Annotated in this window: 27 protein-coding genes and 1 pseudogene; 11 read left to right on the top strand and 17 right to left on the bottom strand. The window is 67.0% G+C overall.

Annotated features, from left to right (window positions below):
• The first annotated feature begins 12 nt into the window (after positions 1 to 12).
• Complete coding sequence (locus M4D77_RS00685) at positions 13 to 2,094, top strand: DUF6541 family protein (RefSeq protein WP_259935313.1); 2,082 nt, start codon at positions 13 to 15, stop codon at positions 2,092 to 2,094.
• Between the two features lie 319 nt (positions 2,095 to 2,413).
• Positions 2,414 to 3,283 (top strand): hydrolase, encoded by an 870-nt coding sequence (locus M4D77_RS00690; protein ID WP_065630507.1) that lies wholly within the window; start codon positions 2,414 to 2,416, stop codon positions 3,281 to 3,283.
• Here M4D77_RS00690 and galE read toward each other — a convergent pair.
• On the bottom strand, positions 3,268 to 4,287 hold the full coding sequence (galE, locus tag M4D77_RS00695; RefSeq protein WP_065630506.1) for a UDP-glucose 4-epimerase GalE: 1,020 nt from the start codon (positions 4,285 to 4,287) through the stop codon (positions 3,268 to 3,270). The two genes, M4D77_RS00690 and galE, sit on opposite strands and share 16 nt — an antisense overlap.
• Positions 4,288 to 4,652: 365 nt before the next feature.
• Positions 4,653 to 5,657, bottom strand: a complete 1,005-nt coding sequence (gene rfbB, locus M4D77_RS00700) for a dTDP-glucose 4,6-dehydratase (protein ID WP_259935314.1) — start codon at positions 5,655 to 5,657, stop codon at positions 4,653 to 4,655.
• Positions 5,658 to 5,787: 130 nt separating this feature from the next.
• On the opposite strand from rfbB, the gene rfbA reads away from it, so the two are divergent.
• Positions 5,788 to 6,663, top strand: a complete 876-nt coding sequence (gene rfbA / locus M4D77_RS00705) for a glucose-1-phosphate thymidylyltransferase RfbA (protein ID WP_065630504.1) — start codon at positions 5,788 to 5,790, stop codon at positions 6,661 to 6,663.
• A 52-nt stretch (positions 6,664 to 6,715) separates the two neighbouring features.
• Positions 6,716 to 7,333: a dTDP-4-dehydrorhamnose 3,5-epimerase family protein gene (locus M4D77_RS00710; protein ID WP_068970630.1), complete on the top strand. Its 618-nt coding sequence runs from the start codon at positions 6,716 to 6,718 to the stop codon at positions 7,331 to 7,333.
• Positions 7,334 to 7,390: 57 nt separating this feature from the next.
• On the opposite strand, the gene M4D77_RS00715 is transcribed toward M4D77_RS00710, so the two are convergent.
• From M4D77_RS00715 to M4D77_RS00725, 3 genes are all read right to left on the bottom strand, one after another.
• A complete protein-coding gene (locus M4D77_RS00715) occupies positions 7,391 to 8,185 on the bottom strand; it encodes an ABC transporter permease (RefSeq protein ID WP_259935315.1) in 795 nt (264 codons plus the stop codon).
• Between the two features lie 8 nt (positions 8,186 to 8,193).
• Positions 8,194 to 9,135, bottom strand: coding sequence for an ABC transporter ATP-binding protein (locus M4D77_RS00720; protein ID WP_259935316.1), 942 nt, complete (start codon positions 9,133 to 9,135; stop codon positions 8,194 to 8,196).
• Positions 9,136 to 9,267: 132 nt separating this feature from the next.
• Positions 9,268 to 9,810 carry an EXLDI protein gene (locus M4D77_RS00725; RefSeq protein WP_226512331.1) on the bottom strand — a complete coding sequence of 181 codons (543 nt, stop codon included), beginning with the start codon at positions 9,808 to 9,810 and terminating at the stop codon, positions 9,268 to 9,270.
• Positions 9,811 to 9,936: 126 nt separating this feature from the next.
• On the opposite strand from M4D77_RS00725, the gene M4D77_RS00730 reads away from it, so the two are divergent.
• A complete protein-coding gene (locus tag M4D77_RS00730) occupies positions 9,937 to 10,356 on the top strand; it encodes a hypothetical protein (protein WP_259935317.1) in 420 nt (139 codons plus the stop codon).
• A 128-nt stretch (positions 10,357 to 10,484) separates the two neighbouring features.
• On the opposite strand, the gene M4D77_RS00735 is transcribed toward M4D77_RS00730, so the two are convergent.
• Positions 10,485 to 10,847, bottom strand: coding sequence for an Rv2640c family ArsR-like transcriptional regulator (locus M4D77_RS00735; protein ID WP_259935318.1), 363 nt, complete (start codon positions 10,845 to 10,847; stop codon positions 10,485 to 10,487).
• A 97-nt stretch (positions 10,848 to 10,944) separates the two neighbouring features.
• Between M4D77_RS00735 and M4D77_RS00740 the strand changes: the two genes are divergently transcribed.
• Positions 10,945 to 11,430, top strand: coding sequence for an ArsI/CadI family heavy metal resistance metalloenzyme (locus tag M4D77_RS00740; RefSeq protein ID WP_005179519.1), 486 nt, complete (start codon positions 10,945 to 10,947; stop codon positions 11,428 to 11,430).
• Between the two features lie 22 nt (positions 11,431 to 11,452).
• Here the strand turns inward: M4D77_RS00740 and M4D77_RS00745 are convergent, their stop codons facing one another.
• From M4D77_RS00745 to M4D77_RS00765, 5 genes are read right to left on the bottom strand one after another with little or no spacing between them, the layout of a single operon-like run.
• Entirely contained in the window at positions 11,453 to 11,863 is a 411-nt protein-coding gene (locus tag M4D77_RS00745) for a low molecular weight phosphatase family protein (protein ID WP_005179518.1), read from the bottom strand.
• Complete coding sequence (locus tag M4D77_RS00750; protein ID WP_012834432.1) at positions 11,860 to 12,285, bottom strand: arsenate reductase ArsC; 426 nt, start codon at positions 12,283 to 12,285, stop codon at positions 11,860 to 11,862. Before M4D77_RS00750 ends, M4D77_RS00745 begins: the two co-directional genes overlap by 4 nt.
• Positions 12,286 to 12,326: 41 nt before the next feature.
• The gene (locus M4D77_RS00755; RefSeq protein ID WP_005179509.1) at positions 12,327 to 13,010 is read right to left on the bottom strand and encodes an arsenate reductase ArsC; all 684 of its coding nucleotides are present in this window, start codon (positions 13,008 to 13,010) and stop codon (positions 12,327 to 12,329) included.
• Positions 13,003 to 14,106 carry an ACR3 family arsenite efflux transporter gene (gene arsB, locus M4D77_RS00760; protein ID WP_005179505.1) on the bottom strand — a complete coding sequence of 368 codons (1,104 nt, stop codon included), beginning with the start codon at positions 14,104 to 14,106 and terminating at the stop codon, positions 13,003 to 13,005. Before arsB ends, M4D77_RS00755 begins: the two co-directional genes overlap by 8 nt.
• Positions 14,103 to 14,465: a helix-turn-helix transcriptional regulator gene (locus M4D77_RS00765; protein ID WP_007240805.1), complete on the bottom strand. Its 363-nt coding sequence runs from the start codon at positions 14,463 to 14,465 to the stop codon at positions 14,103 to 14,105. Before M4D77_RS00765 ends, arsB begins: the two co-directional genes overlap by 4 nt.
• A gap of 198 nt (positions 14,466 to 14,663) precedes the next feature.
• On the opposite strand from M4D77_RS00765, the pseudogene M4D77_RS00770 reads away from it, so the two are divergent.
• Positions 14,664 to 15,925 (top strand): annotated as a pseudogene (locus M4D77_RS00770) (integrase core domain-containing protein); the annotation flags it as partial.
• 19 nt (positions 15,926 to 15,944) lie between these two features.
• Entirely contained in the window at positions 15,945 to 16,346 is a 402-nt protein-coding gene (locus tag M4D77_RS00775; RefSeq protein ID WP_259935334.1) for a hypothetical protein, read from the top strand.
• Here M4D77_RS00775 and M4D77_RS00780 read toward each other — a convergent pair.
• A complete protein-coding gene (locus M4D77_RS00780; protein WP_259935319.1) occupies positions 16,343 to 16,696 on the bottom strand; it encodes a DUF2304 domain-containing protein in 354 nt (117 codons plus the stop codon). The genes M4D77_RS00775 and M4D77_RS00780 overlap by 4 nt on opposite strands.
• Before the next feature lie 7 nt (positions 16,697 to 16,703).
• Entirely contained in the window at positions 16,704 to 17,405 is a 702-nt protein-coding gene (locus tag M4D77_RS00785) for a glycosyltransferase family 2 protein (RefSeq protein ID WP_065630497.1), read from the bottom strand.
• A 91-nt stretch (positions 17,406 to 17,496) separates the two neighbouring features.
• Here M4D77_RS00785 and M4D77_RS00790 point away from each other — a divergent pair, with 91 nt between their 5' ends.
• A complete protein-coding gene (locus M4D77_RS00790) occupies positions 17,497 to 18,351 on the top strand; it encodes a glycosyltransferase family 2 protein (protein ID WP_259935320.1) in 855 nt (284 codons plus the stop codon).
• A gap of 298 nt (positions 18,352 to 18,649) precedes the next feature.
• Here M4D77_RS00790 and M4D77_RS00795 read toward each other — a convergent pair whose 3' ends face one another.
• Positions 18,650 to 19,927, bottom strand: a complete 1,278-nt coding sequence (locus tag M4D77_RS00795; RefSeq protein ID WP_259935321.1) for a polysaccharide biosynthesis protein — start codon at positions 19,925 to 19,927, stop codon at positions 18,650 to 18,652.
• A gap of 8 nt (positions 19,928 to 19,935) precedes the next feature.
• The gene (locus tag M4D77_RS00800) at positions 19,936 to 21,303 is read right to left on the bottom strand and encodes a M1 family metallopeptidase (RefSeq protein WP_137808608.1); all 1,368 of its coding nucleotides are present in this window, start codon (positions 21,301 to 21,303) and stop codon (positions 19,936 to 19,938) included.
• Between the two features lie 222 nt (positions 21,304 to 21,525).
• Here M4D77_RS00800 and M4D77_RS00805 point away from each other — a divergent pair, with 222 nt between their 5' ends.
• Positions 21,526 to 21,951 carry a DoxX family protein gene (locus tag M4D77_RS00805; protein WP_058251379.1) on the top strand — a complete coding sequence of 142 codons (426 nt, stop codon included), beginning with the start codon at positions 21,526 to 21,528 and terminating at the stop codon, positions 21,949 to 21,951.
• 4 nt (positions 21,952 to 21,955) lie between these two features.
• Here the strand turns inward: M4D77_RS00805 and M4D77_RS00810 are convergent, their stop codons facing one another.
• Positions 21,956 to 22,537, bottom strand: coding sequence for a hypothetical protein (locus tag M4D77_RS00810; protein WP_171011523.1), 582 nt, complete (start codon positions 22,535 to 22,537; stop codon positions 21,956 to 21,958).
• 129 nt (positions 22,538 to 22,666) lie between these two features.
• Between M4D77_RS00810 and M4D77_RS00815 the strand changes: the two genes are divergently transcribed.
• Positions 22,667 to 23,161, top strand: a complete 495-nt coding sequence (locus M4D77_RS00815) for a DUF5709 domain-containing protein (RefSeq protein WP_058251378.1) — start codon at positions 22,667 to 22,669, stop codon at positions 23,159 to 23,161.
• Here M4D77_RS00815 and M4D77_RS00820 read toward each other — a convergent pair.
• Positions 23,158 to 24,009 (bottom strand): Clp protease N-terminal domain-containing protein, encoded by an 852-nt coding sequence (locus tag M4D77_RS00820; protein ID WP_137808606.1) that lies wholly within the window; start codon positions 24,007 to 24,009, stop codon positions 23,158 to 23,160. The two genes, M4D77_RS00815 and M4D77_RS00820, sit on opposite strands and share 4 nt — an antisense overlap.
• Positions 24,010 to 24,111: the final 102 nt, after the last annotated feature.

A 24,111-nucleotide genomic window follows, 5' to 3' on the forward strand; every position in this document is an offset into this window, starting at 1 on the left:
AAGGCGCAGACGATGATGCTGGGAGCATGGGTCGTCGTCGTGACCGCCCTCGTGCTCATCCTGCCCGGCGCGTTCGTCGGCCGACGGATGAACCTCCCGTGGCCGGTCGCGCTGGCCGCCGGTCCGCCCATCACGTTCGCCCTGGTCTCGATCCTGACGGTGCTGTACTCCGTCGTCGGCTTCGAGTGGAATGCCGTCTCGGCCCTGGTGGGTCTGGTCTTCGCGGTCGGCGGTGCCTGGGTCTACTCGGCACTGCTGCTCACCCGGTGGGGTCAGCGGCTGGCGCCGGTACCCGACGCCGACGGCGAATCCCGCGTGGGACGGACCGCGATGGTGCGCGTCGCCGCCGGGCTCGGACTCGGTGGACTCGTCATCGCCGTCACCTGTATCCGGCCGATCGCGACGACCGCATTCGCCGGTCTCGGCAACATCTCGCAGGTGTGGGATTCGTTGTGGCACGCCAGTTCGCTGCGCTGGATCCACGAGACGGGCGTCGGCTCGGCCATGAGGATGGGCGAGCTGATGAACTACGACACCCAGGGGTTCAACTACTACCCGAACACCTGGCATGCGCTGGGTGCGTTGCTGTTCCCGCTGACCGGTGCCGACCCGGTCGAGCTCTACAACACGTATTCGCCCGCCGTGCTGGCGATCACCGTTCCGCTCGGTGTCGCGTCGCTGGCCTACTGGTTCGCGCGGCACCGCTACGACGTCGACTCGTCGGCTCTCATCGCCGGTACAGCGGGTGCGCTGAGCGCGCTGTTCCCGTCCCTGCCCTACGTCGAGGTCCAGCTGACCTCGGTGCCGAACGCGGTCGGCGTGAGCCTGGCGCCGGTCGCCGCCGTCCTCGTGATGAGCGTGGTGTCGGACAGATCGCGTGTGCTGCCGGCCGCGCTGGCCGTGGCCGGTGTGACCGCCACCCACCCCTCCGGCCTGATCGTCGTCGGCGTGATCGTCGGCCTCTGGTGGCTGTGCGAGGGTCTGTGGCGTCCGGTCGCCGGTCGCCTGCGCGATCTCGCGACGCTGGCCGTCACGGCGGTGGTGACGCTGGTCCTCATCGCACCGGTCGTCCTGGGCACCATCCGGGTCGCCGACACCAACGAACTCCCGTTCTTCGACTTCCGTGAGGAGACGATCGGCGTTCTCGACGGGCTCGTCAAGGGCGCGTTCAACGGGACGATCCCGCTCGAGCTCGACCACTTCCCGGTGTGGCCGCTGATCGTCGTCACCCTGCTCGGGCTGATCGCGCTCGTATGGCTGCGATGCTGGGCCGGCCTGGTCGCATGGTTCGTGTTCGCCCTGGTGACCGCCAACGCGATGGTGTCCCTGGGGCCGCTGTCCTACCCGCTCGGGGCGATCGGCGGCTACTTCTACAACTCACCCCACCGGCTCACGTTCGTGGTCGCGATCCTCTCGGCCGCGGCGGCAGGCGTCGCGATCGGGGTTCTCGCGCTCGGCGTCGCAGGTCTGGTCCGACGCCGCGTGGCGTCGGAACCGGCCGACGGTCAGGAGAAGGCCGAGGCGACTTCGGGGAAGGCGCGCTGGGTGGTGGCCGCGACATACGTGGTGTTGCTGGGGCTGATCGCCGGAGCCGCCGTCGTGCGTTATCCGCCGAACGCGCAGATCGCGTCGAAGGAGCGGGGCGGCAAGTATGTCGGGCCCGACGATCTCGCCGCCTACGAGTGGCTCGCCGCGCAGCCCGACGCCCAGGACGTCCTGGTCCTCAACAACCTCGACCAGGGCACCGGCTGGCTGTACCCGGTCACCGGGGTCACCCCGATGTTCCCCTTCTACCGAGCCAACGAGTTCTCCGAGCGGCAGCGCGACCTGTTCTGGGGGGTGTCGGAGATCGGCGCCGACCCGGCCATCGACCAGATCGTGCGAGACATGAACGTGCACTACGTGATCGACTCGCCGCCGAGTTACTGGGAGTTCCAGCGCGGCATGCCCGACCCCGCCCGCGGTCACCAGGGCGACCCCTTCCTGGCGTTGCGTCAGAACGGCGCTCCCGGATTGACCGAGGTCTTCCGCCGCGGCGACGCGGTGGTCTACCGCGTCAACGACCTCGTCTACCCGCCGCCGCCCGCGCCCTGAGTGCCTCCGCTCGTCAGTAATTCCGGCCCGGCGGCCGTCGTGGGCCACGAAAGACCAATCCTGGGCGACTGAACTCATGCTCCCTGAGGTGCGAGCGAAGCGAGCCACGAAGGGCTCCGCAACGTGTCTCACCAGGCCCTTCGTGGCTCGTCGCTATCGCTCCTCACACCTCAGGGAGCAATGGGGTCGCTTCTTTAGGATTAGGGAGCAGTGGGGCCGCGTCTCGCTCCTCGGGAGCAGTGGGGCCGCGTCTCGCTCCTTACGGAGCGGAGCGGCGATTCACCCCGTTCGACGCACGGGCACGGGCTAGCGTCGGGACATGCGGCCCTGGATGTGTGTGTTCTGCGCCAACGAGTTCCCGCCGGGCGAGACGCCGCCCGCGATGTGCCCGATCTGCGACGACGACCGGCAGTGGCTTCCGGTCAGCGGGCCCAGCTGGACCCGCCTAGACGAGACCGCCGACAACGCGCTGACCGCCCACGAACTGGAGCCCGGTCTGACCGCGCTGTCGGTGCAGCCCTCCGTCGGGATCGGGCAGCGTGCCCTGCTCGTCACGACTCCCGACGGGAACATCCTCTGGGAACCGCCGGGTTTCCTCGGGCCGTCCCTCGTCGACTGGCTGGAGCAGCACGGCGGGGTCGCCGCCATCGCCGCGAGTCACCCCCATCTGGTGGGCGCGAGCGTCTCGCTCAGTCATCGATTCGGTCGAGTTCCGGTGTACTACAACGACTCCGACCGGCGATGGGTCACCCGACCCGACCCCGTCGTGCGCTTCTGGTCGGACACCACCGAAGTCCTCGGCGGGGTGCGACTCGTCCAGTGCGGCGGTCATTTCCCCGGCAGCGCGGTGCTACACCTTCCCGACGCCGCCGACGGCCGGGGTGCGGTGCTGACCGGCGACACCATCAAGGGCGTGATGCAACCCGGCATGGTGACCTTCATGCGCAGCTACCCGAACATGATCCCGCTGTCACCGCGGCTCGTCCGCCACATCGTCGACCGGGTGAACGAACTTCGGTTCGACCGGCTCTACGACGCGTTCGGTGTCGTCGTGGCCGAGAACGCCCGGGACGTGGTGGACAGTTCGGCGCGGCGCTACATCGGCTGGGTCACCGACTCGATCGTCGATCCCGACGATCCGCACGCGCCGGCCCGAGGACCTGCCGGTTCGAGTCAGGCGTCCGGGTAGCCCTTCGGGTTGCCCGACTGCCAGCGCCAGGTGTCGGCGCACATGTCGTCGATTGTCTTGGCGGCGTGCCAGTTCAGGTCGTCGTTCGCCCGGGTCGGATCGGCGTAGGACGCGGCGATGTCGCCGGCCCGCCGCGGGGCGACCTCGTAGGGGATGGGGCGCCCACTGGCCTTCTCGAACGCGTGAACGACCTCCAAGACGGAAACACCTTGCCCCGTACCGAGATTCCAGGTCGACATGCCGGTCTCGCCGGTGCTGATGCGGTCGAGGGCCGCGACGTGGCCGGCGGCCAGGTCGTCGACGTGGATGTAGTCGCGCACGCCGGTGCCGTCGGGGGTGTCGTAGTCGTTGCCGAAGACCGCCAGCTTCTCGCGCCGGCCGACCGCGACCTGCGCGACGAACGGCATCAGGTTGTTCGGAATGCCCGACGGGTCCTCGCCGATCTGCCCGCTCGGATGCGCGCCCACCGGATTGAAGTACCGCAGTGCCGCGATGCGCCACACGTCCGAACTGGCGGCGACATCGCGCAGGATCTGCTCGATCATCACCTTGGTCCAGCCGTACGGGTTGGTCGCCGACGTGGGTAGGTCCTCGGTCATCGGCAACTGTGGCTCGGCGCCGTAGACCGTTGCCGACGACGAGAACACCAGCGTGTGCACGTCGTGGCGCTCCATCGCGCGGAGCAGGGCGAACGTGGTGCCGAGGTTGTTCTGGTAATAGTCGAGCGGCTTGGCCACCGACTCGCCTACCGCCTTGAACCCCGCGAAGTGGATGACCGCGTCGATGTCCTCGTGGGCGAAGAAGTGTTCGGTCTTGTCGACGTCGGCGAGGTCGAAGGCGTGGACGGGGATGGAACGGTCGGTCAGTGCCTCGAGCCGGCCGACGACGGCCGGCTTGGCGTTGCTGAAATCGTCGACGATGACGACGTCGTGTCCGGCCGAGACCAATTGGATGACGGTGTGCGAGCCGATGTAGCCCGCTCCTCCGCTCACGAGTACGCGCATGACGACCACCGTAAGCGGCGACCCTGGGAATGGGCCAAGTGGACTGCATGGAGGTCACCAGGTGGCTTCGACTCGGCGCCTCGCTTCGCTCGGGGCCGGCTCAACCAGCGGAGGGTGCGGGTCAACCAGTGGAGGGGCCGGGTCACCAGCGGAGGGGCTAATTAATTAGCGGAGGGGCCAGGTCAACCAGCGGAGTGGCGGCTCAACCAGGGGAGTGGCGGGTCAACCAGCGGGAGGGCCGGCTCAACCAGCGGGAGGGCCGGCTCAACCAGCGGGGGGCGGGTCAACCAGCGGAGGGGCCGGCTTAACCAGCGGAGGGGGCGGGTCAATTAGTGGAGGGCTGGGTCGATAAGCGGAGGTGCCGGTCAGCCGGTGACGCGTTCGGTGGTGGCGTACTTCTGTTCGACGGCTTCTTTGGCGGGTTGCCACCAGCCGGGGTGGTCGCGGTACCAGTCGATGGTGGCGGCGAGGCCGGCGCGGAAGTCGAGGTAGGAGGGGGTCCAGCCGAGTTCGGTGCGCAGGCGGGTGGAGTCGATGGCGTAGCGGCGGTCGTGGCCGGGGCGGTCGGTGACGAAGTCGAAGGCGTCGGCGGGCTGGTCGAGGAGTTCGAGGATGGTTTCCACCACGGTGCGGTTGTCGACCTCGCCGTCGGCGCCGATGAGGTAGGTCTCGCCGATCTGGCCGCGGTCGATGATGGTCCACACGGCGTCGTTGTGGTCGTCGACGTGGATCCAGTCCCGGACGTTGCGGCCGTCGCCGTAGAGCTTGGGTCGCACCCCGGAGAGCACGTTGGTGATCTGGCGGGGGATGAACTTCTCGATGTGCTGGTACGGGCCGTAGTTGTTGGAGCAGTTGGAGATGGTGGCGGCCACGCCGAAGGAGCGGACCCAGGCGCGCACGAGCAGGTCGCTGCCGGCTTTGGTCGAGGAGTAGGGGCTCGACGGGTTGTAGGCGGTCTGTTCGGTGAAGCGGGCGGGGTCGTCGAGATCGAGGTCGCCGTAGACCTCGTCGGTGCTGATGTGGTGGTAGCGCACCTGGTGGGCGCGGACGGCTTCGAGCAGGGTGTAGGTGCCCACGAGGTTGGTGGAGACGAACGCCGACGGGTCGGCCAGGGAGTTGTCGTTGTGGGATTCGGCGGCGAAGTGCACGACGAGGTCTGTTTCGGCGACGAGTCGGCCGACCAGGGCGGCGTCGGTGATGTCGCCCTCGATGAGTTCGACGCGGTCGGCGACCGGGGCGAGGGTGTCGGGGTTGGCGGCGTAGGTGAGTTTGTCCAGGACCCGGATCGAGACGTCGGGGCGGGTCGTCAGGGTGCGCAGCACGAAGTTGGCGCCGATGAACCCGGCACCCCCGGTCACGAGAACACGCACGCGCGGCGCCTTTCGTCGAGGTCGATGGTCGCAGTCACTCTACCGAGCAGCTGACCTGCTCGCCTCGGGTGAGCGCAGCGGTGCGACTCGCGTGCCGTCGCGAAAGGCCGCGGGCATTACCCTGATCGCCATGAAAGGGATCATCCTGGCCGGCGGTACGGGCACGCGGCTGCACCCCATCACGCAGGGGGTGAGCAAGCAACTCGTCCCGGTCTACGACAAGCCGATGATCTATTACCCGCTCTCGACGCTCATGCTGGCCGGGATCCGCGACATCCTGATCATCACCACCCCGCACGACGCCCCGGCCTTCGAGAACCTGCTCGGCAACGGCGACCAGTTCGGCATCGACCTCACCTACAAGACCCAGCCCTCCCCGGACGGACTCGCGCAGGCCTTTGTCCTCGGCGCCGACCACATCGGTACAGACTCGGTGGCTCTCGTCCTCGGCGACAACATCTTCTACGGCCCCGGACTCGGCAGCCGGTTGCAGGGTTTCGAGAACGTCGACGGCGGTGCGGTGTTCGCCTACTGGGTCGCCAACCCGGAGGCCTACGGCGTGGTCGACTTCGATGCCGACGGCACCGCTATCTCGCTGGAAGAGAAACCGGCACAACCGAAGTCGAACTTCGCGGTGCCCGGTCTGTACTTCTACGACAACGATGTCGTCGACATCGCCCGCAATCTGCGCCCCAGCTCCCGCGGCGAGTACGAGATCACCGACGTCAACGCCCACTACCTCGACCGCGGCAAACTGTCGGTCACCGTCCTGCCGCGCGGCACGGCGTGGCTCGACACCGGCACGTTCGACAGCCTCCTCGACGCCGGCAACTTCGTCCGCACCGTCGAACAACGCCAGGGGCTCAAAATCGCTGTCCCAGAAGAGATCGCGTGGCGGCAAGGCTATCTCTCCGACGAGGAGTTGCGGGCTCGTGCCGACAAACTCCGCAAGTCGGGTTACGGTGACTACCTGCTCGAACTGTTGCAGCGGGGCAAGGGTTTCTAAGCGCCGCCCCCGAGGCGCATATCCGACGACCGACTCTGGGAAAGGTGTCCGCATGAAGGTCCGCCCGCTCGCCATCGACGGAGCGTGGGAGTTCACCCCGGTCCAACACGGCGATGCCCGTGGGTTGTTCGCCGAGGCGTTCAAGGCCGACGTGATCGCCGAGACCATCGGCCACCGCTTCGACCTCGCGCAGGTGAACCTCTCGGTGTCCGCGGCCGGCGTGCTGCGCGGCGTGCACTTCGCCGACGTCCCCCCCGGACAGGCGAAATACGTCACCTGCCCCACCGGCGCGATTCTCGACGTCATCGTCGACATCCGCGTCGGCTCACCCACTTTCGGTACCTACGACACCGTCCTGCTCGATGACGTGGATCGTCGTGCGGTCTACCTGTCCGAGGGTCTCGGCCACGCGTTCTGCGCGCTCGCCGACAATTCGACCGTGACCTACCTCTGTTCCACCGGATACAACCCGACGGGTGAGCACGGCATCAACCCGCTTGATCCGGAATTGGGTATCGAATGGCCGACGCACGCCCGGGACGGTTCGCCGCTGGAGTTCGAACTCTCGCCGAAGGACACCGCGGCACCGGGGCTCACCGAGGCGCGCGAGTCGGGTCTGCTGCCGAACCACGACGAGGTGGCCGACTTCCTGGGTTCGCTGCGGGACTGAGGCGCGAACGCCGAAACGTGCACGGCGCGAGCCGTACACGTCGCAGGGCGGGAAGCGTCAGCCGGTAGTGGATCGCCGAAACGCGGTGACCGCCCAGGAGTAGCCGACCACCAGGAACACCACGCACCATCCCAGCGCCCACGGCCAGCGATCACTGATGTCGAGACCTATGAGGAGTCCGCGCAGCGTGTCGGCGATGGGACTGAACGGCTGGTACTCGGCGAACTGGCGGACACCGTTGGGCATGCTGTCGGTCGGGACCAGCCCACTGCCCAGATAGGGCAGGAACAGCAGCGGCAGCGGCATGTTGCTCGCACTCTCCGGATTCGGCGCGACGACGCCCATGGCAACCGCGATCCACACGAGGCCGGCGGTCAGTAGCAGGAGCAGTCCGCCGGCCGCGAACCAGTCGAGAAGGCTTGCGTCGGCACGGAAGCCCATCGCGAACGCGACCGCGAGCAGGAAGCAGACCGCGACCACACCTTGGATGAGGGCGCCGACGAAGTGTCCGGCCAGGATCGCTGTCGGCGGAGTTGCCAGTGATCGCAACCGATTGATGATGCCCTCGGTGACGTCCTGATTGACCGAGACCGCAACCGCCACCGTCAGGAACGACGGCACGAAGAGCAGTAGGCCGGGGAGAAGATAGTTGATGTACTTGCCGTCCAGCGGTCCGTCCGCGGCGAGGGCGCTCTCGATGGCACCGCCGAAGAAGTAGGTCATCATCAGCAGGATCACGACCGGCATCGCAATCGTGGAGAACATCATCGTGGGGTAGCGCCGTAGCCGGATCAGGTTGCGGCGCACCATCACCGCGGAGTCGGACAGGGTGTGGTCGAGCGTGGTGGTCATGACTTCTCCTAGTTGGTGGTGGTAGCGGCGGTGCGGCCGGTGATGGTGAGGAAGACGTCGTCGAGATCCGGTGTGTGGACCGAGATCCCGGCAGCGTCGATCCGGGCGTCGTCGAGGGTGGCGAGCACGCCGCGGACAGCGCCGATCCCGGCGCCACCGGGGACGGCGAGGGTGTTCTCGCCCGGGGTGTCGACCGCCGAGGGGAACTGCGACCGCGCCCGTTCGAGGTCGTCGGCGTTCGTGAAGTCGATCCGGATGTATCCGCCCGGCACGAGACGCTTCAGTTCGGCCGCCGTCCCCTCGGCCACGATGCGGCCGCGGTCGAGCACAGCGATCCGGTCCGCGAGGTGATCCGCTTCCCCGAGGTACTGCGTGGTGAGGAAGATGGTGGTGCCGCCGGCGACGAGACCGCGGACGGTGTCCCAGACCGCGCGGCGGGACCGTGGATCGAGTCCGGTCGTCGGCTCGTCGAGAAAGATGATCGACGGTTCGCCCACCAAAGTCATGGCCAGGTCGAGGCGCCTGGTCATACCGCCGGAGTATTCGGCGACCCGACGGTCCGCGGCGTCGGTGAGGTCGAAGTCGCGCAGCAACCGGTCGACCCGTTCGCGGGTCGCCGCTTTCGAGAGATGTCGCAGGCGGGCGACCATGGTGAGGTTCTCCCGCCCGGTCAGCAACGTGTCGACGGCGGCGAACTGCCCGGTCAGGCCGATCTGCGCGCAGATCTCGGCGCGGTCGGTCCGCGGATCGAGTCCGGCTACCTCCACCCCACCGGCGTCCTGTTGCGACAACGTGGACAGAATCTTCACGGTGGTCGTCTTCCCGGAGCCGTTGGGTCCGAGCAGGGCGAACACCGTGCCCGCCGGTACGTCGAGATCGATACCGTCGAGGACGGTGTGGTCGCCGAAGGACTTCGTGAGTCCGGTGGCGCGGATGGCGGTTGTTGTCATGATCTTGCTCCCTGTCGTTGATGGGTCCAGGCATAAACTCATGCGCATATATGCATATGTGGGTAGACGACCGTCCCTGATGGACGTCGCCGGGAAGTACTCGGTGGTTCTAGCGGTGCGGTCGGGTGGGGTTCACACGTCCAGGTCTTCGACCTCGGGTCGGAGGGCGGCTGCGGTACGTGCGTAGAAGCGTTCGGGAACAAGCGGTTTGAGCTGGTCGGGAGAGTCGACGATGTCGACGCGGTAGTCACCCCAGTCGGGTAGGTCGGCGGTGAACAGGCTGCGGACACTGGGAAGGCCGGTCAGGTCTTTCAGCCAGTTACCGGTCTTCTGGCGATGTGTCACCCCGTAGTTCGCCCAGTCGACGTGGTGGACCGCGAGGACGATCTTGCCGGTCCGCCCTCCGTATGCGGTCAATTTGGTTGCATTGCCGGTGGTTTCGTCGTACTCGGTCTCCTCGGCGAGGAGTCTGCCGAAGAACCGTTTACGACGCACTCCGTCGGGACCGTCGCGCAGGACGACCTCGTCGTAACCGGCGTCGCGGTAGTCGGCCGCCCGCACGTACGCGCGCAGTGCCTCGACGACTGCGCCGGAGAGATTGCCTCCTGACACCTGTTGAGCGCGTTCGAGGACTTTGAGGTCCTCGTCGGAGACGTAGATGGTCTTGTTGGGCATGCGGTAACTATATGTAGATGTATACGTAGACGCAAGGGGTTGGCGAAACTGTGTCCGGGAGGGCAGTCCGTGAGGGTGACGGCTCCGAATCGTTCAGTAAGCTGAGCGATGGGAGGTGGCGAGCTGATGCTCACTGGACTGATGGGAAATTCGGCGATCATGGCCGCGATAGGGCTGGGGATGATCGCGTTGACCGCGCGTGCGTTCCGCCTGAGGCGGTCGGGTGGGGCCGTGACCTGGTTGGTGGTCCTGCTCGGCGTGGCACTGACATTCGACAACATGGCGGTTGCGGTGGGACGGTTCGTCGGCTTCGGTGACCTCCTGTACGCGATCAATCTGCCCCGCTTCTGGATTCACGGGCTGATGACTCCGCTGATCGTTGTCGCCGCGGCCGTGCTCGCTTGGCGTCTGGGGGTGCGGTGGAGTCGTCCGGTGGTCGTGGTCGGGGCCGTTCTCGTCGCCGCATTGGTGGTCGTCGGGATCGTCGAGTGTCATCTCGCAGGACATCGGTGTCACTTCCGCATCAAGACACTGGTGACAGTGTGAGGGGTCTTGGTGGTGACACTTCTTCATTTGGTTTCCGCCACGCACCGCTATGTGCCTTGCGTTGCGTGGCGCGGTTGCCGCTGAGGGGGGGCTGACGCAGGTGCTCAACTGACCGCGCCTGCGACGGTTCAGCAGCACCCCGTGATGGCGCTGAGAACGCTGCGCAGCGCTTCCAACGACTCTGGCCGGGCACGGTAGTAGACGTTCATCCCTCGTCGGTCAGGTGCGACCATGCCGGCCTCGCGGAGCTGCCCCAGGTGGTGGCTCGTGGTGGCCTCGGTGAGGCTGACCGCGGTCGCGAGGTCGCAGGTGCAGATCCCCTCACCGGTGTCAGTGAGCAGAATCGAGACGAGTTTGATCCGGACCGGATCGGCCAGCGCCTTGAGCCGCAGAGCGATTTCTAGGGCGGTGTCGTCATCGAGAGGGGCCGCCGACACGGGCGCACAGCAGATCGGGGCACTGATGTCGACCATCGGCAGGGCCTTCGGCATGACCCGACCATACCCTGGTACTTGACATATGTCGAAAAGGTGGCACCCTGCAGGTGTCAGTAGTTCGATATATGTCTCACAGGTGAAGGTGATGGTCATGTCCCGTATGCAGCTCGCGCTCAATGTCGATGATCTCGATACCGCGATCGAGTTCTACTCCAAGCTGTTCAACACCACCCCGGCCAAGCGCAAGCCGGGATACGCCAACTTCGCGATCGTCGAGCCGCCACTGAAGCTGGTGCTGCTGGAGAATCCCGGCCAGGGCGGCACGATCAACCATCTCGGCGTCGAGGTCGAGTCGAGCGAGAAGGTGCACGCCGAGATCGCCCGGTTGTCCGGGGAGGGTCTATTCACCCAGGAGGAGATCAACTCCACCTGTTGTTTCGCGACGCAGGACAAGGTGTGGGTGACCGGGCCGGCGAAGGAGAAGTGGGAGGTCTACACCGTGCTGGCTGACTCCGAGACGTTCGGGACCAGCCCGAAACTGTTGGAACAGAACGCCACCGAGGACGCCGAGCAGGGTTCGGTGTGCTGCGGCGGCAACGCCGCAGACCAGGCCGAGGCGCGCACAGCCTGCTGCTGACAGCCTCGGTTCGCGTTCTCGCCTACCGCGCGATGCGGTCGGCGAGGGCGCGGATCCGGTTGGTGATGTCGTCGCGGATCAGCCGCATTCGTTCGATACCGTCGATGCCCCGTCCGGAGGGTTCGTCGGTGTCCCACACTTCGAGGGCGACGCCGTCGGGTGGGGTGACCTCGGCGGTGCCGACCACCACGACCAGGTCCACGGCTTGCATCAGTTCATCGGTGAGTTGCCGCGGCTGATGTCCGACGACGTCGGCGCCGACTTCGGCGAGTACCTGGGCGGACAGTTCGTTGACCTGGCCGCCGATTTTCGCGTTGGTGCCGGCTGAGGATGGGGTGATCCGGTCGGTGACTGTCGGTGTGAGGTGTTCGGCCATCACCGATTTGCCGCGGTTGGACACGCACACGAACAACACCTGCGGTGGTGTGCTCATTGGCCGACCTGCTGGTCGGCGGGTACCAGTTCGTCGAGGAGGTTCGCGACGAGTCCGCGGATCTGATCGCGGATGGGGCGGACCGCGTCGATGCCTTGGCCGGCTGGGTCGTCGAGAGCCCAGTCCCGGTAGCTGACGCCGGGGAACACCGGGCACGCATCGCCACAGCCCATGGTGATCACGACGTCGGAGGATTCGACGGTGTCGGGGGTGAGGATCTTCGGTGACTGTGCGGAGATGTCGATACCGACTTCAGCCATCGCCTCGACCGCGGCCGGGTTGATGGAGTCGGCGGGAGCAGATCCGGCGGAGCGGACCTCGACGCTGCCCTGGCTCAAGGCGGTGAGGAAACCGGCGGCCATCTGCGAGCGGCCAGCGTTGTGGACACACACAAATAGCACCCTAGGTCGAGATGTAGACATGAGACACAAGCCCTTTCAGCTGTGAAGGAACATCAGATACGTCACACACGTTCGGTGGTGAGTTCGGTGAGAAGACCACGAACTCGGGCGTCAAGATCGTCGCGGATCGCGCGAACCTCGTCGAGGGGACGGCCCTGGGGGTCCGCGACCGTCCAGTCCAGATAGCGTTTGCCGGGATAGATCGGACACGCGTCGCCGCAACCCATGGCTACGACCACGTCGGCGGCGGCGACTACATCGTCGGTGAGCGGTTTGGGGTACTGCGTGCCCATGTCGACGCCGATCTCGGTCATTGCTTCGACGACGGTCGGGTTGATCGAGTGCGCGGGGGCTGACCCGGCGGAGCGCACGTGTACCCGCCCGGCGGCGTGGTGGGTCAACAATCCGGCGGCCATCTGTGAGCGGCCGGCGTTCTGGACGCAGACGAACAGAACTTCGGGCACATCCTTGGGCACCGATCCATCGGACTGGGCCAGGGCGCGTAACCGATCAGCCGCGAACCTGCCCGCCAAGGTCGTCAGGTGCGCATGCACCCGGGAGGTGCGCCGTAAGGCGGTGTAGGACTCGAACACACAGCGTTCCACCGTCTGGCGAGACACCACCCCCTCATACTTGGCGGCCAGGTCAGCGGCGGTACGGGCGAGCACGGCATGGGGCATCAACAGTTCGGGCTGCGCGCGGTGTTCACTGCGACTTAGCTGCTCGTCCAACAGATCCTCAGGCATCGCGAGCCGGCTCCTTCGACACATCCGGGCTGGAGGCAGTGGTTGGGGTGGTGAAGCGTTTCCGCAGTGCCAGGGACACGTACACGAGGGCGACGAGGACGGGGACCTCGATGAGTGGTCCGATGACTCCGGCCAGGGCCTGGCCGGATGTTGCACCGTAGGTGGCGATCGCGACGGCGATGGCGAGCTCGAAGTTGTTGCCCGCGGCGGTGAACGCCAGCGTGGTGGTTCGCGCATACCCCAGCCCCATCGCGGCCCCAAGCACGAACCCACCGCCCCACATCACCGCGAAGTAGATCAGCAGCGGCAGAGCGATCCGCACGACGTCCCACGGCTGCGACGTGATCTGCTCACCTTGCAACGCGAACAGGATGACGATGGTGAACAGCAACCCGTAAAGGGCCCACGGCCCGAGACGCGGCAGGAACGAGGACTCGTACCAGTCGCGGCCTTTGGTTCGCTCGCCGATGCGGCGGGTGAGGAAGCCTGCGACCAGGGGTATACCGAGGAAGATCAGCACCGACTTCGCGATCTGCCACGGCGAGGTGTCGATGGTGGTCTGCTCCAGGCCCAGCCATCCGGGCAACACCGAGAGGTAGAACCAACCCAGCACGGCGAACATGACCACCTGGAACACCGAGTTCAGTGCGACGAGAACAGCAGCGGCTTCGCGGTCGCCGCACGCCAGGTCGTTCCAGATGATGACCATCGCGATGCATCGGGCCAGGCCGACGATGATCAGTCCGGTCCGGTACTCCGGCAGATCCGGGAGCAGGAGCCAGGCCAGCGCGAACATCAACGCCGGTCCGATGATCCAGTTCAACGCCAACGACCCGAGTAGCAGGCGACGATCACCGGTGACCGAGTCGAGTCGGTCGTAGCGCACCTTGGCCAGCACCGGATACATCATGATCAGCAATCCGAGGGCGATCGGCAGCGAGATGCCGTCGAGCTCGACCGCCGCCAAAGTGTCACCCAGGCCGGGGACGACTCGACCGAGCAGCAGTCCGGCGACCATCGCGGCGCCGATCCACACCGGCAGAAACCGGTCCAGCGTCGACAACTTGCCCGCGACCGCGGTGTCGGTGGCGGTCACTGGTCGGCCTCACACGACCGCGTTTCCCCCACGACCGTGGCGAGATCGCCCAGCAGGCCCGACAGTTGTTGCAGCGCTTCGGTGTTCACCCGGTAGTACACCCAGGTCGCGCGGCGCTCGCTGGTCACCAGACCCGCCTGGCGCAGCACCTTCAGATGGTGCGAGATCGTCGGCTGCGACAGCTCGAACGGCCCGGAGATGTCGCACACGCACGCCTCGCCGCCCGGATGCGCAGCGACCTCCGACAGCAACCGCAGTCGAACCGGATCAGCGAGTGCCTTCAACAGTGGGGTGACAGCCCCGGTCTCGTCGCTACTGAGGCCGCGGCCGGGTGGCAGCAGGAGATTCTTATTCGACACGCGTCAATATTGACACACGTCGATGCAGGCGACAAGGTGGCCGACCTGGAAGCAGGCTTGCGCTTTCGCGTTGGTGTCCACGACAAGCAACCGGTTGGGCTCCGATCGAACCGCCATCCTCGGGTCAGCTCACGTGCCGCATTCAACGCTCAGACGGTGGCTGTTAATGAACCTATCGACCCTGTCGTCCGGCTAGCTATCTCGCAGTGGCCTGATGATGCACCCCGCGGAGCGGTCTCAACATTCTGCGTCGAACACGGAATTTCTCGAAAGTCGTTCTACGAGCTGCGTAAACGCGCCAAAGTCGAGGGGCCCGCGGCAGCCCTCGAACCGCGGACCCGCCGCCCAAAGTCGAGCCCGTCAGCGCTCAGTGACGAGGTCAAGTCACAAGCGGTGGCGGTGCGCGCCGCCTTGGAAAGGTCGGGTCTGGACCACGGACCGATCAGCGTGCACGACAAGATGCGGTCGATGGGCATGGCACAGGTCCCCTCGACAGCATCGCTGGCCCGCATCTTCCGCGATGCCGGAGTAGCCCGGCGTGAACCGAGAAAGAAGCCCCACTCGGCGTGGCGGCGGTTCGTCTATCCCGCACCGAATGCGTGCTGGCAACTCGACGGCACCGAATACGTTCTGACCGGCGGACGTACGTGCGTCATCCTGCAACTGATCGACGATCACTCTCGCTACGCCGTGGGCTCCTACGTGGCCGCCGGTGAGACCTCCGACGCCGCGATCGCGGTGTTCGACAAGGCGGTGACCGCTCACGGCGTGGCCCAGCGACTCCTCACCGACAACGGGCCCGCTTTCAACCCCTCACGCCGCGGCCGCATCGGTCAACTCGTCGAACACGCCCACGCGCTCGGAGTCGAAACAATCACCGGCAAGCCCTACAAGCCCACCACGCAGGGCAAGAACGAACGCTTCCACCAGACACTGTTCCGCTACCTGGACAAACAGCCACTTGCCGACACCCTGGCCGAGTTGCAGGCCCAGGTCGACGCGTTCGACCACATCTACAACACCGAGCGGCCTCACCAAGGACTGCCCGGGCGGGTCACACCGTTGACCGCCTGGCAGGCAACACCGAAAGCCGACGCGCCACACCCCAAATTCGGTCGGCCGTTGCTCGATCCGCCGACACCACGCCCTCGGCCCGCACAGCGGCAACCCACCGACCTACCCGACGGCGTCCTGGCCAGAACTGTCAGCACCTCCGGCACCATCAGCGTGGACGCAGTCACCTACATGGTCGATGTGGACCACGCCTTCGACCAGGTCCTCGTTGTCACCGACGACAACACAATCGTCATCGCCAACACCGAAGGCGAAGTCCTCGTCGAACACCCCCGACCCGCCCCAGGAATCACCTACGTCGGAAATCGACAACCCCGCGGCCCACGCCCCACCAAGAAGACCGCACCGTCACCGAAGTCCTGACACACCAAGTGTCACCAATGTCCAGATGCAGAAACGTCACCGATGTCCCGATACATCACAGTCGGGATCGTCGAGTGCTTCGTGGCGCTGGAGCTGACGCCGGCGACCGACGGTGATGCGCTGCGGTACGCCAACGCCGCCGCTGCCGGCCCGCCGGTCCCCGCTCTGGGCACCGTGCTGATCCTCATCGCGATCGGGATGACCACGTGGCGTCAGGTGCGGTCGCTCTGGCTGTTGCTCGGCTCGGTGACGATGCTGGTCACCGCGGCCGCGGGCATGTCGGTTCTCTGGCTCGGCAACTTCGGTGAGCTGGTGTTGTACGCCTCCATCGTCGCCACCATGTTCCAGGTGGCCGCGGCCGAAAGCCGTTCCGCCGCCGATGGTGCGAACGATCGGCTGGAGTCGGGTAGTGCCGTGGCGCAGTCGATGACGGTCCGGAGCTAGTCGCCCGTTCCGGGATGGTTCTCGCGCTCCGCGTCCTGCAGCGCGATCGCACGGGCCAGCCGCGCGTACTTGACCTCCAGGTCGCGGAACCGCAGATACGTCGACACCGTCGTGAACGCGAACGCGATGACCAGCAGGAACAGGACCAGGTCGAGGCCGCGTTGAATGCCGATCTTGTTGGCCACCCACGTGACGTCGTCCTGCCTCAGCATCGCGTAGAGGCCGAAGCCGATGAACGCGACGAACAGCAGCTTCACGCCTGCCGACGCGCGGGCCGTGCCCCGGTTCACCACGAAGAAACCGACGAGCGCGACCAGACCGAGGATCGCGAGGATCTGGAACCAGATCATCGTGGCATCACTTCCTCATCCGGGTGTGGAACAGGCCATCGGCGACGATGTTGACCCCGTTGATCAGCGACTGTCCCTTCGCGCGCGAGTAGTCGGTGTAAAGGATCGTCACCGGTTGTTCGGCCACCCGCCACCGATGGTGATCGATGAGCGCGATGAACTCCGACGCGTGGCTCATCCCGCTCATGAGCAGGTCGAGCTGATCGGCCACGGTCTTGTTGAAGGCCCGAAGTCCGTTGTGTGCGTCGGACAATCCGAGGCGACGGGTGCGCGGACTCAGGAACACGATGGTGCGCAACGCCATCCGGCGCAGGATCGGAACCGATTCGCTGCGACCGTCGGCGAAGCGGGTCCCGACGATGATGTCGACCGGCTCGCGTCGTAAGCGCTCGATCATGGCCGACACGTCGTCGACCCGGTGCTGTCCGTCGGCGTCGAAGGTCACGAAGAACCGTGCCCCCGGCCGGCGACGCGCGTACTCTACGCCGGTCTGGATCGCGGCGCCCTGACCGAGGTTCACCGGGTGCCGAACCAGATGCACCCCGGCGGCCCGGATCTCCTCGGCCGAGTTGTCCGAGCTGCCGTCGTCGACGCAGACGATGTTGGGAAACGTCTCGCGGGCCTTGGCCGCCACCTCGCGGATCACCTGGCCCTCGTTGAAAACGGGTACCACCAGCCACACGTCGGCGTTGGTACTGGGGTCGGCCATGGTCAACAACCCTAACCCGCTTCCGCGCGGGGTCTGCCGCCCGGCACGCCTCGGGGGCCGCGTGGTGATCGGACCTGGTTAGTCTTGTGCGGTGACGATCGACGTGATGATGCCGTTCTACGGCGACGTCGCCCAGTTCCGGCAAGCCGTCACCAGTGTGCTCGACCAAGACGACCCGGACCTTCGGCTCGTCGTCGTCGACGACTGCTACCCGGATCCGACGCCGCGGCACTGGCTGGAGTCGCTCGGTGACGCCCGGGTCCGGTACCTCCGCAACGAGACCAACCTCGGCGTGAACGGGAACTTCCGGCGCTGCGTCGAGCTGGTCACCGCCGACTGGTTCGTGGTCATGGGGTGCGACGACGTGATGCACCGTGCCTACCTCGCCACCGTCCGTACGATGGCCCGCCACCATCCCGACGCCGCGGTCATCGCGCCCGGCGTCGACGTCATCGACGAGAACGGACAACCGGTCACGCCGCTCGGTGACCGGATCAAGTCGGTTCTCGCGCCGCCGCGGGCGACCGTGCTGTCCGGGGAACAGCTGGCCACCTCGCTGTACCACGGCAACTGGACCTACTTTCCGTCCCTGTTGTGGCGGACCGCCGCCGTGCGCGAGGTCGGGTTCCGGCCCGGACTCGAGATCGTCCTCGATCTCGCACTCCTCGTTGATTTGGCGAGCGCCGGCGGGTCACTGGTCTACGACCCCGAGGTGGTCTTCGCCTACCGCAGGCACCGCGCCTCGGTGAGTTCCGTGCAGGCCGTCGACGGTCGGCGGTTCGCCGAGGAGAACCGATTCTTCGCCGACGAAGCGCAGCGTTGCGAGGCGCACGGCTGGCCGAAGGCGGCACGCGCCGCCAGGTGGCACGCGACGTCGAGGCTGAACCACCTCTCGGCTCGCGTCGGGGCGGGCCTCGGCCGGTTGCGGGGTTCGTCCGGGGGCTAGGAGCGCCCCCCGCTCCTCGAGGTGCGTGTGAAGCGAGCCCAACCCCTGCTCCCTGAGGTGCGGGCGAAGCGAGCTTAACCCCTGCTCCCTGAGGTGCGAGCGAAGCGAGCCTCGAAGGGCTCGTAGCGCGCCTCACCAGCCCTTCGAGGCTCGTCGCTTGCGCTCCTCGCACCTCAGGGAGCAGGGGTTATGCGGTTCTTTCGGTCAACGACGGCCGCGAGGCCGCAGGTACTAAGGGGCGAGCTTGCGAGCCGACCCCATGCTCCCTGAGGAGCGAGCTTGCGAGCGTCACGAAGGGTCAGGCCCGCAGCACCCCGACGAGATGAACGCCGAGGCCGACCAGGGGTCCGACGACGAGGGCGACGCAGGTCCGGGTCGCGACGTCGAGCGGCAGCAGCAACATCGCGATCGCGACCAGGGTCGACACCCACCATCCGGCCGCGTACCAGCGGTGGGCGCCCGCGGCGATCGCGGCGGCGCCGGTCACCGTCAGCAGCGCCAGGCACGTCGCGCCGAGCGTCAGCATCGCCACGACCACACCGTCGAGATCGAAGTCGGCGCCGAACACCGATCGCAGCAACCACGGGCCCACCAGCCACGCGGCCGTCACCCCGACGCCACCGACCGCGGCGACGATCCCGAGGGGAGCACCCAGCGCGGCGAGGCGGTGGTCCCGGCGGTCGACGAACCTCGAGATCAGCACACCCTGAAAGCTGTTGAGCGGCACCAGTAGTGGTGCGCGGGTCAGGGTGACGGCGAGGATCAGCGCGCCGATAGTCCGGACGTCGTCGGCGTCGGGGCCGCCACGCAGGTCGGTGGTCAGGTTGATGAGCACGGGAAAACCCATGACGAGGACTGCGCTCGCGGCGGCGGCGGCCATCGCGGTCAGGGTGTTGCCCGTCAGACGTCGGGGCGCGACGTCGCCGGCGACGCCGATGGCACGGCGGGCCGAGGCCGACACCACGAGCAGCAGGCACCACGACACCGACCCGACGACGGTGACGACCAGGAACGCGGTGACGCCCCAGCCGGCCGCGACCGCGACACCGGCACCAGCGAGCCGGATCAGCGCGTCGACCGACAGCAGCACCGCGAACGACGACCAGTCCAGCCGCCCCGACAACGCTCCGCACAGGTGCGCGTACACCGCGAAGCTCGCCACGCCGACGGCGAGCAGCAGCACCGACAGGCCGCGATCCGCGGTGAACACCCGTGAGCTCCACAACGGTGACGTCGCGACGACCAGAACGGCCAGGCCGAGCCCGATGCCCGCATTGACCAGCAACGGGCGCGACCGTGCGAGCCCCTCCGATGCGGCGGTCCGGACCGCCCGCGTCGTCTCCTGCAGTTGCCCGTTCTGCGCCCCGGTCACCAGGCCGTAGGCGGCCCAGAACACGGCGAACACGCCGTAACCGACGGCCCCGAGATGCCTGGCCGCCAAGAGCAGGACGACATACCCCGACGCGGCCGCGACGATCGTCGCCATCGTGACCCGGCCCAGTGACCGTGCGTCGGTGTCGCCTGGCGGACTGGCCGAACCGGCGTCCGGACCCGGCGTCGTCGGATCGGTCGTCATCGAACGGTTCAGGAAGGACCCGGGAACGGCGGCAACTCGGGCGTGAACAGCCAGTCGTCCCAGAGATCCTTGAGCGGCTTCGACGAGTGGGTGGCGGCGAGCGCCATGAAGTCCTCGGTGGTCACCGAGCCGTACCGATACTTGTCGGTCCACCGCTGCAGCAGCGCGAAGAAGTCGCCGTCACCGATGGTCAGCCGCAGTGCGTGCAGGGTGAGTGCGCCGCGTTTGTAGATCCAGTCGTCGAACATCTTGCGCGGACCGGGATCGGTGAGTGGCACACGCACCGGCGACGATTCGAGTTTCGCGTAGTAGTGACGCGCCCATTCGTCGGCGCTGCGGCCGCCCGAGTGCTGACTCCACAGCCACTCGGCGTAACAGGCGAAACCCTCGTGGAGCCAGATGTCGCGCCAGCGGGCCGCGGTCACCGAGTTGCCGAACCACTGATGCGCGAGCTCGTGGGCGATCAACCGCTCCGCGTGCCGGCTGCCGTCGCAGTGATTGGCCCCGAAGGTGGAGAAACTCTGTGCCTCGATGGGGATCTCGAGTTCGTCGTCGGTGACCACGACGGTGTACTGGGGGAACGGATACGGCCCGAACATCTCGACGAACGCGGACATCATCTCGGTCTGCTGACCGAAATCGACCCCGAAGTTCTCCTCGAGTCGCGAGGGGACGAGGCCCGAGACCGGAATCGGTTTGGACGCCAACGAGATCTGCTTGTACTGACCGATCTGGATCGACGCCAGGTAGGTGGGCATCGGTTCCACCTGCTCGTAGACCCAGGTGGTCTGCGCGGCGCGGACCCGCTTGGACTCCAGGACGCCGTTGGCGAGCGCGTGATACGGGCTGTCGGTGGTGATCGAGATCCGGTACGGCGCCTTGGCGCTCGGGTGGTCGTCGCAGGGGAACCACGACGCCGCCCCGTTGGGCTGGTTCGCACAGAGCGAGCCGTCGGTCAGTTCCTCCCAACCGACCTCACCCCACGGGCCGCGGATCGGATGCGGACTGCCGTGGTATCGGACGGTGACGGTCATCGCCCCGCCCGGGGGGAGTGGAGTGTCGGGGGTGATGGTCAGCTTGTGCCGACGATGCGAATAGCGGGCGCGCTTGTCGTTGACCGACACCCGTTGCACCGACAGCGAGCTCGCCAGGTCGAGGGTGAAACGCTTGAGCTCGGCATACGACGTCGCGGTCAGGATCGCGGTGCCCTCGAGTCGATTGCTCGACACCTTGTACTCGAGTTCCAGATCGTATCGAGAGATGCGATAGCCCAGATTGCCGTTGTCGGGCAGATATGTATCGAGGACGTCGGCGGGTGCCCCCAGCACGGGTTGCCCGGAGTTGCCACGTGAACCCAGCCCAGACTTTCCCGGCACTCTCGACTCCTACTCCGTTCTGCCCCGGCGGGCTGACGTGCGGCGGCGCGCCTCGACGAGTCGCGTCGGCGACGCGCTGCGACCGGTCACGAAGCGGTTGCGGTTCGGTGGTGACGTCTCGATTCGGCTGTTCACCCGCGACGGGGCGATGCTGTCCCGGACACTGAGAGAGTACCTGGCGGCGGCACAGCCGGCCCGCCCGATCGATTCGAGGAGTGCGGAATGAGCGGATTCGGTAGTGTGGCGCAGTTTCTCGCGCGCCTGATACTCGGCATCATCTTCATCGCCCACGGGTGGCAGAAGCTGGTCACCCAGGGTATGGACGCCACCAAGGCGGCATTCGGCCCGGCCGGCATGGACATCCCCTACCCAGAGCTCGCCGCGTACTACGCGACATGGGTCGAGCTGATCGGCGGCATCCTGCTGATCCTCGGACTGCTGCTGCCCATCGTCGCGACCCTGCTGATCGCCGATATGATCGGCGCGATCGTGTTCGTGCACTGGGACGCCGGGTTCTGGAACATGGACGGCGGTTACGAGTGGCCGCTCGCGCTGATCGCGGGCCTGCTGGCCGTCGGCTACACCTCGGCCGGCCGGATGGGCGCCGACAGCTACATCATGCGACGCCGACGCCGAGACGTCGTCTGACGGCTCACACCAGAGCCAGACCGTCGATGGTGGTCGCGCTCGCCGGGGCGCCGCCACCATCGGCCAACCTATCGACCAGGCGCGTGAGCAGTTCTCGCTCCTCGTCGGCGTGACGGAGTCCGACTCCGTCGATGAGTCCCGGCGAGATCAGCGCGAGGGGATCGGTGTCGTGCCGGTGGACCACCGCCGCGCCGAGCAGACGTTGCGCCTGGGCGGGATCGGACTCCCAGAGCGCGTCGGCGGTCAGCAGGTACAACCGGACGGCCGGCGAATAGTCGTGCAGGTGCACGAGCGCCCAAGCCCAGTGCTTCGCGACGTCGACCGTGTCGGCTTCGGCGCGCCCGTGCGTGCGCACGTACTTGCCGTGCAGTTCACGACACAGGTGGCTGGCGTCGGACCACAGCATGAGATGGGACATGCAGCGGACGCAGTCGTGCAGATTGGACAGATACATCACCGAATACGGTCCCTCGCGGCGCGATCTGATCTCGCGGAGCACGGAGAACTCGGCCAGCGCGTGGTCGTATTCACCGGCCGAGAGCAGCGCCCGGGCCTCGGCCTGCATTTCCTCGATCACCCTCGACATTGTCGCCGATCCGGCACGCCGGCATCGGCGATTCGGCCGAACCGGGTGAGCGCGACCGACAGCGGTCGGCCACGTCGCGCCATCGGGTCGTCCTGGCAGGACTCCCGGCGGGCTGGCATCGTGGCAAGGATGAAGGACGACATCGGTAGCACCCCGGAGGGTTCGGACGGCGAGTACAGCCTGGACGAGGACGACCAACTGCAGCCGGAGGACACTCTGGACGACCGCGGCGTCGACGACGTCCTCGACGAGGGGTACTCACCGCCCGACTATGCGCCCAAGGGCGCCGTCCACGGGCTGACCTCTCGCGAGCAGGCCGAGGGCGAGACGCTCGACGAGCGGCTGGCCGAAGAGGAACCCGACGTCGGAGCGGTCGATCCGCTCGACGAGATCACCGCCGAGGAACGTGCGCGGACCGACTGGCGCGCACACGATTCCGATCGTGACGACGAGTTCGAGGAAGACGACGAGGTCGGGGACCGCCGCGCCGGACGTCTCATCGCCCCGGACGCCGGATCGGGTATCGACACCGAGTCGGACGCCGTCGCCGAGGACGCCGGGATCGACGGCGCCGGAGCCTCCGCGGAAGAGGCTGCGGTGCACTACATCTCCGATTCGGACTAGTCGGTCTGACCCGGCCCGCTCCCTTCGCTCCCGGCGCCGGCTTGATTCGGCCCGCTCGCTTCGCTCCCGGGGCCGGTTTGATTCGGCCCGCTCGCTTCGCTCCCGGCGCCGGGTTGCTCCAGTACCTGCGCCAACGTCGCGACGATGGTCGAGCGGACGGCGTCGGCCGTGAGGCCCAGCGCGCTCATCGCCTCGGCAAGCGTGCCATCGGCGAAGAAGCCGAGCAGGAGATGCTCCGTGCCGATGTAGTTGTGCCCGAGATCGAGGGCGGCGCCGACGGTCGACTCCAAGACCGACTTCGACGCGTCGTCGTAGGGCACCACGCTCGTTGCTTCGTCGTCGGCGATGTCCCGCGGTGCCGGGAGCAGCGGCGCGATGGCCGCACGCCAGGTGTCGGCGTCGACGCCGGAGTCCCGCAACACATGGAACACGAGGGACTTCGGTTCGGCCGTGAGGGCCTGCGCGATGTGGGCCGGGGTCACGTGCTCGGCACGGCCCGCGGCAGCTGCCGCGTTCGCGGCCATCAGTACGTTCGCGGCCCGAGGTGTGAAACGCGAGAACGGGTTGTCCGCGCCGGGAGCATCGTTCTCGCCCGCGGACGACACCCGATCGACGAACCGCTTCTGAGCGGCCTGTTTGCTCACGCCCATGCTGGTGCCGATGGCGGTCCACGATGCTCCCGAGCGGCGGGCCTGGTCGACGAAGTGACCGATCAGGCTGTCGGCGATGTCGCCCAGGTGCTGGGCGGCGACCACTGCGTCGGAGAGTTGGTCCAGCGGGTCCTCGTGGACCTTGCGGATGGCATGGATCAGGTCGTCGAGGCGGATGGAGACTGAATTCTGGGGCATGCGTCAACCGTAGGTTGACGAGTCGATCGCGTCAACCCCGAGTTGACGACGACACGTCGAGGCCTATCAAGCGCGTGTGCGTTGACAGGAACGGCAAGCGTC

Source organism: Gordonia sp. p3-SID1431 (genome assembly GCF_025143765.1).
In the GTDB taxonomy this organism is placed as follows: Bacteria; Actinomycetota; Actinomycetes; order Mycobacteriales; family Mycobacteriaceae; genus Gordonia; species Gordonia hongkongensis.